Annotated in this window: 11 protein-coding genes; 6 read left to right on the top strand and 5 right to left on the bottom strand. The window is 69.5% G+C overall.

Going from position 1 to position 12,229, the window contains the following annotated elements; all coding sequences use genetic code 11:
* Window positions 1-328 precede the first annotated feature (328 nt).
* The gene (locus ACWEN6_RS39770; RefSeq protein ID WP_452577282.1) at window positions 329-1,024 is read left to right on the top strand and encodes a DUF6461 domain-containing protein; all 696 of its coding nucleotides are present in this window, start codon (window positions 329-331) and stop codon (window positions 1,022-1,024) included.
* A gap of 273 nt (window positions 1,025-1,297) precedes the next feature.
* Window positions 1,298-1,957 carry a DUF6000 family protein gene (locus ACWEN6_RS39765; protein WP_452577280.1) on the top strand — a complete coding sequence of 220 codons (660 nt, stop codon included), beginning with the start codon at window positions 1,298-1,300 and terminating at the stop codon, window positions 1,955-1,957.
* An 8-nt stretch (window positions 1,958-1,965) separates the two neighbouring features.
* Here the strand turns inward: ACWEN6_RS39765 and ACWEN6_RS39760 are convergent, their stop codons facing one another.
* From ACWEN6_RS39760 to ACWEN6_RS39745, 4 genes are all read right to left on the bottom strand, one after another.
* Window positions 1,966-3,648 (bottom strand): ArnT family glycosyltransferase, encoded by a 1,683-nt coding sequence (locus ACWEN6_RS39760; RefSeq protein ID WP_452577278.1) that lies wholly within the window; start codon window positions 3,646-3,648, stop codon window positions 1,966-1,968.
* 333 nt (window positions 3,649-3,981) lie between these two features.
* Entirely contained in the window at window positions 3,982-5,331 is a 1,350-nt protein-coding gene (locus tag ACWEN6_RS39755) for a nitrilase-related carbon-nitrogen hydrolase (RefSeq protein WP_452577277.1), read from the bottom strand.
* Between the two features lie 36 nt (window positions 5,332-5,367).
* Window positions 5,368-6,054, bottom strand: coding sequence for a response regulator (locus ACWEN6_RS39750; protein WP_452577275.1), 687 nt, complete (start codon window positions 6,052-6,054; stop codon window positions 5,368-5,370).
* 5 nt (window positions 6,055-6,059) lie between these two features.
* Window positions 6,060-7,175: a sensor histidine kinase gene (locus ACWEN6_RS39745; RefSeq protein ID WP_452577273.1), complete on the bottom strand. Its 1,116-nt coding sequence runs from the start codon at window positions 7,173-7,175 to the stop codon at window positions 6,060-6,062.
* A 280-nt stretch (window positions 7,176-7,455) separates the two neighbouring features.
* Here ACWEN6_RS39745 and ACWEN6_RS39740 point away from each other — a divergent pair, with 280 nt between their 5' ends.
* On the top strand, window positions 7,456-8,535 hold the full coding sequence (locus tag ACWEN6_RS39740) for a hypothetical protein (RefSeq protein ID WP_452577271.1): 1,080 nt from the start codon (window positions 7,456-7,458) through the stop codon (window positions 8,533-8,535).
* A 6-nt stretch (window positions 8,536-8,541) separates the two neighbouring features.
* Here the strand turns inward: ACWEN6_RS39740 and ACWEN6_RS39735 are convergent, their stop codons facing one another.
* On the bottom strand, window positions 8,542-8,949 hold the full coding sequence (locus tag ACWEN6_RS39735) for a DUF6010 family protein (protein ID WP_452577269.1): 408 nt from the start codon (window positions 8,947-8,949) through the stop codon (window positions 8,542-8,544).
* 293 nt (window positions 8,950-9,242) lie between these two features.
* On the opposite strand from ACWEN6_RS39735, the gene ACWEN6_RS39730 reads away from it, so the two are divergent.
* The 3 genes from ACWEN6_RS39730 (at window position 9,243) to ACWEN6_RS39720 (ending at window position 12,196) form a co-directional block, all read left to right on the top strand.
* Window positions 9,243-10,181, top strand: coding sequence for a GlxA family transcriptional regulator (locus tag ACWEN6_RS39730; RefSeq protein ID WP_452577268.1), 939 nt, complete (start codon window positions 9,243-9,245; stop codon window positions 10,179-10,181).
* A gap of 113 nt (window positions 10,182-10,294) precedes the next feature.
* Window positions 10,295-10,957, top strand: a complete 663-nt coding sequence (locus tag ACWEN6_RS39725) for a uridine kinase family protein (RefSeq protein WP_452577267.1) — start codon at window positions 10,295-10,297, stop codon at window positions 10,955-10,957.
* A 438-nt stretch (window positions 10,958-11,395) separates the two neighbouring features.
* On the top strand, window positions 11,396-12,196 hold the full coding sequence (locus ACWEN6_RS39720) for an aminoglycoside phosphotransferase family protein (protein ID WP_452577265.1): 801 nt from the start codon (window positions 11,396-11,398) through the stop codon (window positions 12,194-12,196).
* The last annotated feature ends 33 nt before the right edge of the window (window positions 12,197-12,229 follow it).

Raw genomic sequence — 12,229 nt, 5'->3', positions numbered from 1 at the left:
GCCGCTGGTAAGTGGCTGAGGTGGAAGCCTGATCATCCCGCCCGCCATCGACCCGGGACAAGCCGAGCGGATCAGGGCCAGGGGGGCAAGAGGGCGATCACGGTCACCCAGGACCAGCCCCATGTGCCTGTTGATCGTCCAGCCGAAGGCCGTGCAAGCGGTCGCTCGGGTGGACGCCCTCCACCAGTTGAGCGTCATCGCCCAGTGGCGTCCTTGCTCTCGCCATGTCACTCGCAGGCGATATCCCCGCGGCTGCGATGACTGCACATGTGATGACGTAAGGACGTGCCCCACCTGTCGTGTGTGGCCGTGTCCCACGCACCTGGCCTTGTACGACGAGACGGAAGAAGGCTGCAGTCACCGAATTGCTGTCGATCCGGTCACCGACGGAACAAACCATCACTCCGAGAGCACGGCGATCGTCGTCGGCGACCGCAGAGCGACCACGGACGTTTACGCATGGTGGAGTCAGTCCGGATGGGCACCGGCAGCGTTCTGCTTCACCTTCATAGCCGACCTCACACCTGAAGACGTGCTACGCCGACTGGCATTGACCGAGGACCCCGAGCAGGAAGGTTTCGCCACTATCGAAGTCGGCCGCGCTGCCGGTGGATCAATCATGGTGGAGTGCGGCGGAGCCGGAATCTTACGTGACGTGGTGCACGCCCTGTCGCTTGGAACCTCGATCGCCAGTGTTGAGCGCAATGTCAACTACCACTCGCACTTCGTCCATGCCGTGGACGGCCACATCGTCGCACGACTGGACCCGATGTACGCCCACTGGAGGGACAGCACCGACCCTGAACGCCTGAAGAAGGACCTGGAAGAACTGGGGATGATCTGGGATCTCGACCCGGAACGCGAGGTCTTCCCGCCTTACATCGAGGGCGCTCTGGCGCTCGCTGAACGACGCACCGGCGTCCGACTGGAACCCCGCCACCTCCAGCCCGGAGCCTTACCTCACCGCGCCTCCATCGCCCGCTACTACGAAAGCCCTGAAGGCACATTTCCAGAGCTGGCTTGACAATCGAATTGGTTGCCGTGTCGCTTTCAAGCAGGCGATCCAGGGGTGCGTCTGAGGGAGCCATTTTGGGAGCCAACCCGATGGACAGTCGCGGACCTGGCTGGGCTGATATGAACGGTCTGACCGCAGGGGCTGCACGGTGAACCAGCCAGGACGCCCTGGGACAACGTTCGGGGATCCACGGATCAGAAGGCCAGACCACACCGCGCGCATGCCGGTACAGGCCGGCGACCGGAGGGAGCACGGGATTCGTAGAGGCGGAAAGATACTCCTATGCACTACGAGGCCGGGAATGCCAAGGTGTCGCCCCTCATCCATCGCTTCGTCACCACAAAAGGAAGGGGCACTCCGGAGGGGGAGCCATCGCGACGGTACATGAAGCTCCTCGGCGGTAATTTCCTCCGTCTGCCCAGACCCGAACTTGCCGCGTTCGCCCGGTCGATCGCGAGTGACGCGAAGGAGATCACCGACGACGAGCTTGGTGCACTGCTGGACGAGGACTGGCGCCCCCGTCTCGTCGCTGCCTACCTGATAGGTCTTGACCGTCGTATTCGCTTCCGTCCCAAGCTTGGCGAAGTGCTCTTGGAAAGCGGCGGCCCTTATGCGGGGAAGGGGTACTGCTTCGCGTTCGCCCGCTTCGGGAGGGCGGAGGACACAGAGCCTCTCATCGACTACCTCGATCGCTACCTTCCTCGTCCGGAGTGCCGCTACGACCAGTCTTGGGCGATGGGCGCGCTCCTCCACCTGGACGAACGCCTAGGAACCGACCATGCTGCCCGGTTCTTAGTCCCGGGCGGTCTCTGGGAACAGTCATGGCTGAAGGAGCTCAACGTCGACCCCGCCGAGCCGAAACGCTGGATTGATCGCCTGTGTCGGTTCGCCGACGATTGCATGAGCGGAGGTGACGGGACGGTCGCCCACGTTGAACGCTAGAGCACAGATCAGCAGCAGACCCGACTCGCCGTCCTTGCCGGATGACGCGGCGTGCCGGGGTTCTGGTCCGAGGTCCTCGTCCAGACCTGGTAGGAGCCGTCGCCGAAGGTCGTGGAGAACGGCAGCTCCGCGGAGAGGCGGTATCTGCCGCTGCTCGGCAGGGCCTTCGCGATGGCCGGGTCGAATTTCGAGACTCCGGGTTTCTGCAGCACCACCAGGTCGTAGCGGCCGTCGCCGATGGCCGCCGTGTAGGCGTCCGCGCCGGTGTGCTCGACGCCCTCGGCGTCGGTGTAGCCGAGGTGGTAGGTGCCCGTCCACTGGCTCCAGTCGGTGACGTCCTGGAAATAGTAGGTGGGCACCTGCGCGATGTCCGACAGGTACCGGCCCTTGCCGTTCACCTGCGGACGGAGCAGGTCGACGAGCCGCGTCGAGTCCGGCCAGGTCGCATAGCGCCACTGCGACTGCGCCACGCCTGAGGAGAGGGCGAACCCGATGATGCCCAGGCCGATCGCGGCGCGGACGACGAGGAGGCCGATCGGTGTGCGGCGGAACGGCGGGCCGACGATCGTGGACAGACCCAGCCCGGCCAGCGGGGCGAAGAAGAACAGGCCGAACCCGACGTGCTTGTGCAGGGACACGGAGGTCGACAGATGGATCTGGTAGGCCGGGGCCAGCAGGCCCGTCCCGCAGAGCAGCAGGCCCAGCGTCGTGCGCCACACCCTGCCCGGCACCTCACCAGCGGCACCGCCGGCGGCCGCGCGGCCCGCGGAGGCGACCTCGCCGATCCGGCCGCGGCACACGTACGACAGCGCCCCCAGGCACGCCAGGACGAAGGCCAACCCCATCCACTCGACGGACACATCGACCAGCGAGCTCGCGGAGTTGGTGCCGTGAGGCCGGGAGGTGGTGGTGAACCGGATGCCCGCCAGGATGGAGCTGCCGTACAGCACGGCACCACCGACGGCTCCCACGGCGCCCGACAGCAGCACCCCGCGCCAGAGCGCGCGGACGCCCTGATGGGGCCAGGCGACGATGACGGCCAGCCCGACCACCGTGGGGATGAACAGTCCGGCGGCGTACTTGGTGCAGAAGGCGAGGACCAGGACCGGCGCGGCGAACAGGACCGCGAACGGGCCGGCCCGGGCGGTGCGCACCACGAGCCACGCGGCGACAGCCAGCAGGAACAGGGCCGCGGAGTCGAAGGTCGCGAACCAGCCCAGCACGATCGTCGACTGGGAGGCCGCGAAGACGACGGCCGCGAACAGGCCCACGCGCTCGCTGAACAGACGGCGGGTCAGCGAATAGAGCAGGCCCGTGCAGCCGAGCATGAACACAAGGCTCAGGGCGCGTGCCCCGGTCAGGCCGCCCACGACGTCCATGGCCCCCGCGAGCAGGGGATACAACATGGGGGAACCCGAGAAGGTGCTGCTGTACGAGGGGTTCACCGCAGCCCCGTGGAGGAGGTGGGCGAACTCCATGCGGCCGGCGTAGATGTACAGCGCCTCGTCCATGAAGGCGGAGTTGTGCAGCCGCGTCGACAGCAGTGCCTGCACGACCATGACGAGGGCGAGGACGGCCCGGTGCGGCCACGCGCGCCGGCGACCGCCCCGAGCGGACGCCTGTGCCGGGGCGACCTCGGGCACACCGCCGGCGGGCGTGCCGCCGAGCGGCGTCCTCATGCCTTCCGGCACGCGCGAGGCCTCTCGGACCGGCGAACGGGTCACCGGAAGTTCCTCCCTGGACCGCCGCGGGGGAGTCCCTCCGGCGCCGAAGGCCGGGCCGGTGATCTCAGGCTCCATCAGGGTGCCCTGTCTTCATCAACGGGTGCTCCATGGTGAGTCCGGCGAGCGTGCGTGACCGCGGAACGGAAGCCCGACCGCCTGCCGAGGGCGATCTCCCGGTCAGGTCCGGTCCTTCATTCCTGCCCTCGAAAGGTAGCCGAACCGGACGAAGCCGACGACATCGCGCCGCGCCACGCCGGTCAAGATGCGGCCGGTACATGGAGGGCTTGCCGGCCCGCACACCTAGCTCGGCGCCGACAGGCTCATCACGGTGTCGCCGGCCGGGCTTTCACTCACCGAGCCGAAGGGTTTCGTACGGGTCAGCGCACCGAGCGCGAGCAGCAGCAACCCTGCCGAGGCCCATGCGGCCCAGTCCCCCAGGGCGGTGTAGAGGGTGGCCGAGCCCTGCCGAGGCAGGGCGGCCGTGACCGTGGTCATGCCGGTCAAGGCGCTGTGGCCTTCGGCGAGAATCCGGCCGCGGTCGTCACTGACCGTCAGCAGTCCCTCGCGCGCGGCGCGGGCCACCGCCAGGCCGTTCTCCACGCCGCGCACCACCGCCATGCGGCTGTGCAGCCACGCGTCCTGGTCGAAGTCCCAGGCCGGCGCGAGAAGGGCGGCGGCGCCGGCCTTGCCGTACTGCCTGACCAGGCCGGGGAAGTCCAGGTCCTTGCAGATGATGAGGCCGAGCCGATCGCCGTCGAGGAAGGCGAGGCGGGTGCCGGGCCGGAACCTGCCCTCCACTCCCGGGATCATGTGGTGCTTGTCGTAGCGCACGCCGGAGGGGTAGCTCACCGCGCTGTTGGTCTCCATGGCGATCCCCGCGACCACCTCCACGCCCGGGCGGGCGAGCGGCAGGTCGGCGGTCCTGAAGACCTTCTCGGGCAGCACCACGACCTCCGCGCCGTGGGCCGCCGCGTCGTCCACCGCCTCGCCGTACCGGTGGAGGACATCCTTGGAATCGTCCGTCGCGACCAGTGCGACCTTCCGTCCTGCGCTGTCGGCGGGCGTCGCGAGTCGTAGGAGACCATGGCCGAGCGTGAGCGCGACCAGCACACCCGAGACCACCGCCGCGCGCGGCCGCAGGACCGCGATGGAGGCGGGCACGAACAGCAGGAGGAAGGTGATGCCCCAGACCCCGGTGACCGAGGCGGTCTGCAGCACGGGCAGGAGGTCGGCCTGCGTGTACGCCAGGCTCCACCAGGCCCCGTGCGGTCCGGCGAGGTTCATGACGTACTCGGTGGTGACCCAGACGGCCGGTACGGCCGCCGCCGCCAGCAGCCCCCTGCCGCGCACGAGCAGGGTGCGGAAGAGCAGCACGCCCGCGCCGTAGCAGAGCGCGGGGCCGGCGATGAGGGCGGCGGCCAGCGCGGGCGGCATTTCCAGGGATCCGGTGAAGTACGGCCACATCTGCGCCTGGCCGGCGAGCCAGACGAGCGTCCCGGCGGCGAAAGCCGTGCCCCTCCCCGTCCTCGCATGGCGAGCCAGGAACAGGACAGGGAGCGGCGCGAGCCAGGTGAGCCACCAGACGGGGTGGAGACCGGTGCCGAAGTGCATGAGAACCGCGGAGGCGAGGGTGAGCAGGATGCGTCGCATGCCGACGATCGTGCTTTCCCCCACCCCGCGGGCGCGTCACTCGCGGGTGTGATCTCCGTCGTCACTCCTGCCGGGGACCACCAGCCCGGACTCGTAGGCGAGCACCACGGCCTGGACCCGGTCCCGCAGGTCCAGCTTGGTGAGCATGCGGCTGACGTGCGTCTTGACCGTGTGCTCGGTGACCACGAGCGCGGCGGCGATCTCCGCGTTCGACAGGCCCTGCGCGACCAGCTTCAGCGTCTCGCGCTCGCGTTCGGTCAGTGCGCCCAGCCTCGCCGTCAGCCGGGGGGCGACGCCGTGGGCGGGCCGGCGCACCAGGTCCTCCAGCAGCCTCCTGGTCGCCGCCGGAGCCAGGAGGGCCTCACCCGAGGCGACGGTGCGCACGGCGTGAGCCAGCTCGTCGCGCCGGATGTCCTTCAGCAGGAAGCCGCTCGCTCCCGCCCGGACCGCGTCGTAGACGTACTCGTCGAGGTCGAACATGGTCAACACCAGTACCTTGGCGGCGGTGGTGGCGCAGATCTGCCGGGTCGCCTCGATGCCGTTCATTCCCGGCATGCGCACGTCCATCAGGACCACGTCCGGCTGGAGCCGCCTGGCCGCGGCGATCGCCTCCTCGCCGTCGGCGGCCTCACCGACCACCTCCATGTCCGGCTGCGCCCCGAGGATCAGCCCGAACCCCGCGCGGAAGAGATCCTGATCGTCGGCGATGAGCACCCGTAACATGCCGGCTATCCAAGCGGAAATTCGGCCGTCACCACGAATCCCCCGCTTCGACCCGCCTCGGCCCTGAGCGTCCCGCCGCATGCCGCCGCCCGTTCTCGCATCCCGGCCAGCCCGTACCCGCCGCGCTCACCCGGCCCTCGCCCGTCGTCGGCGATCTCCACCGTCAGGCGCTCCCCCCACGTCAGAGCCAGGCGGACGGCACGCGTACCGGCGTGTTTGCGCACGTTGGTGAGCGCCTCCTGGACGATGCGGTACACGGCGGCCTCGACGCTCTCCGCCACGGGGCGCGGCGTGCCGGCGGTCGTGCTCACCACGTCCAGGCCGCTGCGGTCGAGCAACGCGGGAAGGTTGGCCAGACGTGGCTGGAACAGGGACTCGCCCGGGCGCTCGTCGGCGTGGCCCCACACCGGTCCGCCGCCCTCGCCCGGGGTCCGCAGCGCGGCGAGCACCCCCCGGAGCTCGGCCAGCGCGCCCCTTCCCATGTCGGCGATCGCATCGAACACCGCCTCGGCCTTGTCCGGAGCGCTGCGCATCACCACCGGACCGGTTTCGGCCTGGACCACCATCAGCCCCACGGAATGAGTGATGATGTCATGCATGTCGCGCGCGATCCGGGTGCGTTCCTCGGCCGCCGCCGCGATGTGCTCCTGCTCCTGCCGCCGAGCCCGTTCGGTCAGCTCGGCGGCCCGCGAGCGGCTCGCCCTGACACTGGTGCCCAGCGCGTAGGCGGCGACGAAGGCGGTCCCCACCAGCCGGTAGGTCTCGTCGTTCTCCCCGGGCAGCACCAACGAGGCGCCCACCGCCACCACGATCAGCGGAATCGCCGCCAGCCTCTTCCACCTGGGGCTCAGGTCGGCGATCGTGTAGACGGCCAGCAGCGGCCCGAAGGGCAGTAACGGCTTCTCCCATGTCACCAGCACCGACATCGCCGCGCCGACCACCACCGCGACCACCATCGGCGCACGCCTGCGCCACCCCACCGGCGCCGACGCCAGCAGCCCGAGCCCGATGATCCACCAGGGATTGGGAGCGGGCAGCAGAAGCGGGATCACCGTGGCCAGGACCACGCCCACCGCGAGCGCCCCGTCGACGGCTCCCTCGGTCCGGCCCGCTGCGAACATCCGCCTATTATCTGGATTCATTCGCCCGCTGCCCTCACTCTCAGGAGTGATATGCGGCGCGGGTGAGCGTGGCCGAGTGACCGTGAGCCTCCGTGAGGCTTCGTGAGCCTTCGAGAGAGCCCGTGAGCCCCAGCGTCGCCGCTGGTCGCCGTTCGTTCTTGCACGGATTGGGCGCGATCTGGCACGGATGTGGCACGGAAGTGGCACGGATCTGGTGCAGCGCATCCGTTACCCATCACCGAAGTTGCCGACCTCGCGGCCGGCGGCTTCGATGGACCCCGTGTCCCGTCCGTTCTCCATGCCCGCACGCCGATATCGACCGGTCGTCCGCACGACTCTCACGGCACTGCTGATCATGATCGCTCCGCTCGCGCTGTCCGGCTGCACCGGGCCGGACGAGCCGCCGTCGCTGCCGCCCGCCGGCGTCTACGAGCACGACGCGGCGGGTGAGGACTCGCGGGCCGAGCCGATCGCGGCCGACGGCACGGCAGGGGCTCTCACTCGGCCGTTGAGGGAGGCCGGCTGGTTCTGTGCGCAGGTCCGAGCCAATGCCGACGGCCGTGCCCTGTGGTGCCGCATCGGGCTCCGCGACGAGGCGGACACGGTCTATCCGCAGGTGGCGCAGTTCCTGCTCGACCGCGACGACCGGCTCGCCTGGGCGTGGTTCCCCTCCCCGCAGGGGAACCACGAGGACGACCAGGTCGCCGAGGCCGCGGCACCGGCGCTGACCGCGATCTGGCCCGAAGCCGGTGACCGCGTGCGGCAGGAGATCGACGACTTCGATCGCGATCTCCATACCCACGGGACGCGGCCGAGCGAGGGCGTCCCCCGGACGGGGTGGTCGGACACGCACGCGGACTACGGCTATGACCGGCACAACGGACTGGTCGTCACCGCCCGGGACACCTCCGTGCGACGCTGGCCGTTCGGCTCAGCGCACTACGCGACCTCGATGAGCTCCGCCGTCGATGATCTCCTGGCCGGTGGTTACGACTGCTTCTACCCACCCCAGCAGAGCTGCGACCGCACCCGGTCGAACGGCTACTTCCGTGTCGCCCTCCGCGATGACCAGATCGTCTCGGCCTGGTTCGGCATCGGCAGCGTGATCGAGTCGGGGCGGCAACGGCACCTGCTCGGCGAGGAGTTCCCGCATGGCCTCACGTTCCTCGCCGAGGAGGTCCGCCCCCAGGTCACCGAGCGGATCGAACGGTCCCGCCGATCCGGCACCGGCTTCGCCGGCATCGTGGCCGGAACGGTCGTGATCATCGATGCGCGCCGGGGCGCCGTCGACGGAGACGATCTGGTGGCGTACCTCGACATCCAGATCGGCGCACCGCTGGCCGCGACCCTGCCCACCTGATCAGCCTCAACCGACGCGGGACCGAACCAGGCGCACCCGGAGCAGGCCGGTGACCGAGGGGCCGCCCGAGAAGCACCACACGGCGATCACCGGATCGCAGATCGCGCATCCCAGGGAAGAGTGGTCCGCGAACGGGATGATCGGGTTGCCGTGCAGGTGGTGCAGCAGATCCCAGCCGGTGTGCAGCAGCCACCCGATGCCGACGAACGTCCACGACTCCAGGCCGCGGTAGGCGCAGTAGGTCATGACGGCCGTGAAGGCGAACTCCCACGGGCCGAAACCGCCGCCGCTGAGGTAGGCGGCCCCGGCTCCGGCCACCATGATCGCGTCGAACCGGCGCCGGTGCGGTTCGCGGATCAGGGACATCAGGCACACGTACCCCACGCCGATCATGATCGGGACGACGACGCTCATCGTCGGGGGGTTTCCTGCCGGCGGCCGCCCGGCGCGGCGGAGGCACCCGCGCCGCCGTCCGCACGGCGGGACTCAGAAGCCGTGCCGGCATCGAATCGGACGATCATGAAGGTGTCCGTTCCGTTGAGAGGTGTGGTGGACGTGGTCGAGGCTAACCGGCGACGTCCTGCGCTCCTAGTGGCAGGAATGACAATGTCCAACGGAATACCGCCAACGGCTGGCCGCGCGTGGGGAGCTGATGAAGGCAGTAAGAAGCCATTGGCGAGAACCCGGTGCAGGCATATGTTGTCGCCATGCACACCGTCGTCGTCCTCGCGCTGGATCAGGTGATCCCCTTCGACCTGTCCACACCCATCGAGGTGTTCACCCGCACCCGACTGCCCGACGGCCGCCCCGCCTACCGGGTGCGGGTCTGCGCCGAGCGGTCCGACGTGGACGCCGGCCTGTTCACCCTGCGCGCCCGGTGGGGACTGGACGCACTCGCGGACGCGGACACGGTCATCGTTCCCGGCACCGCCGACCCCGCCGGACCTCTGCCGCCGGCCGTCCATGACGCGCTCTCCAGGGCCGCCGCCAACGGCACCCGGATCGCCTCCATCTGCTCGGGCACCTTCATCCTCGCCGCCGCCGGACTGCTCGGCGGGCTGCGCGTCACCACCCACTGGCTGGCCGCCGCTCAACTCGCCGCCGCCTACCCGGACATCGACGTCGACCCGGAGGTGCTCTACGTCGACAACGGGCAGATCCTCACCTCGGCCGGTGCCGCGGCGGGACTGGACCTGTGCCTGCACATGATCCGACGGGACTATGGCTCCGCCGTCGCCGCCGACGCCGCACGACTGTCGGTCATGCCGCTGGAACGCGAGGGCGGCCAGGCCCAGTTCATCGTGCGGCAGTACCCGCCCACCCCTCGCGGCGCGGCCATCGAACCCCTCCTGCGCTGGATCGAGGACAATCTCGCCCGAGATCTCACCCTCGCGGACATCGCCGTTCACGCAGGCATGAGCACTCGCACCCTGATTCGGCGCTTCCGCGAGCAAACCGGCACCACACCGTTGCAGTGGCTCCACCGGGCCCGTGTCCGCCAGGCCCAGCACCTGCTGGAGACCACCCGGCACTCGATGGAACGCATCGCGGCCCAGGCGGGCTTCGGCTCGCCCACCGCTTTCCGTGACCGCTTCAAACGCGTCGTCGGCGTCACCCCCCACGCCTACCGGAGCAGCTTCAGCTGAAGCCCCGCCACCACACCGACGAGAGCTCCGACAAGTCGTGGACAATGACACAAGGGTTCCGCCGGCCCGTCCGGAGCCCGAACCGTGTCCTCACATCCGCAGATAGGTTGGCAATGCATCTTCATGCAGGCGAGACCGAGGCCGTTGGCTGGCGGGTGGTGACCGTGCTCGACGCCGTCCGGCAGCTCCGGGAGGCATCACCCCACGTCACCGGACGTCCACGGGTGATCGCGATCGACGGCCGGGGCGGCGCGGGCAAGACGACCCTGGCCGAGCGGCTCCGCGGGACGGCGCCCAACTCCGCCATCGTGCACACCGACGACATCGCCTGGAATCACGCCTACTTCGACTGGGGCGCCGTGCTCGTCGAGAACATCTTGCGGCCCCTGCACCGGGGTGAGGCGGTGGACTTCCGCCCTGATGCCTGGACCCTCCACGACCGGCCCGGATCGATCACCGTCCCCGCCGGCGCCGACTTCGTCTGGGTCGAGGGCACCGGCATCATCCGCGAGGAGCTCGCCCTGTGGCTGGACGCCTCGGTGTGGATGCAGGGTGACCTCGATGAGCAGGAGCGCCTGTTGGTCGCTCGCGACGGTGACTCCCCCGAGCAACTGGAGCACGTGGCGAACTGGCTGCTGGAGGAACTGCCGTTCATGGTGCGAGAGCAGCCATGGGCCCGAGCCACCATGATCGTCGCGGGCCCTCCGCAGGTCGACCACGACCCGGACACCGAACTGGTCGTCGCCCCGCCGACCAACCCTCAGATAAGCGGCTGACCGGTTAGAGGTCAGGAAGGCCAGGACGGCGCGTCGGGGGCAATGCCCCGTGCCGGTAGGGACCCTATAGAGGACTGTCAACGGGGGCGTTGGGCCTGCCAGTCGAAGCTCTTGAGCCGGTGGCGATGCACGGCGCCCACCCCGGAGCCGGCGGAAAATCGATAGCGCGGTCGGCCACTGCGAGATAGCTTCGATCGTGTCCGACTGATCAAGGAGGTCGACATGACGTGCATGGTCCTCAGCGAGGTAGCCGCCGCCGCTGCGACGCGTGAGTTCGCCGCGATCTGACCTTCGCCCCTTTCAAGGGCTGTAGCTCGGTCAGACCACGAATTCTTCGCTGCGTGGCGGCCACCGTCGGCTGCGGATTCCGTCCGCGCCGCCGGCTGTAGCGCCCTCATTGGCGCTATCACCGCTTACCGCGCTACACGAGGAGAATTCGTGGACTCCGCATCATCCTTCGAGCCGCTGACGGCAGCCGAAGGCGGACCCAGTCACGTCATCCGTTCAGGCCACACCGTCAAGCGTCCTGCCCGCCCCTGGACCGGCACCGTCCATGCGCTGCTGCGCCACCTGGCTGACACCGGGTTCACCGGCTGCCCGCAGGTGGTCGGCGATGGCTTCGACGCCGACGGCAACGAGGTCCTGACCTACATCGAAGGCACCATCGTCCACCCACAGGGCTGGTCGGATGAGGCCATCTGGCAGGTCGGCAGGCTGCTGCGCGACCTGCACAACGCCACCGCCGGCTTCCGGCCGCCGCCGAACGCCGCCTGGCAGCCATGGTGGATGCACCGCACCGGCCCTGACTCGGTGATCGGACACTGCGACGCCGGACCGTGGCACACCGTGGTGCACGACGGTCAACCCGTGGCGTTCATCGACTGGACGCTGGCCGGACCGGTCGACCGTCTCGACGAGGTCGTCGCCGCCGCCTGGTGGCACGCCCAGCTGCACGACGACGACGTCGCCGAACGCAACAACCTGCCGGACGCGGCCACCCGCGCCCGGCAGCTCCGGCTGTTCCTCGACGGTTACGAACTACCCACCGCCGAGCGAGACGGCCTGGTCGTCCGGATGATCGAGTTCGCGATCCGGGACTGCGCCGCCGAAGCGGCCCAAGCCCAGATCACTCCGGACTCGACCAACCCGGCACCGCTGTGGGCACTGGCCTGGCGGGCTCGCGCCGCCGACTGGATGATCCACCACCGGACCCTGCTGGAAGGCGCCATACAGGCGTAGGGGGCAGGACTCCGGCGGCCGGGGGCGCCGACC

The organism is Sphaerisporangium sp. NPDC004334 (assembly GCF_053602655.1).
Note: the sequence above shows the minus strand (reverse complement) of the source record. Positions and strands in the feature narration are given on the sequence as shown.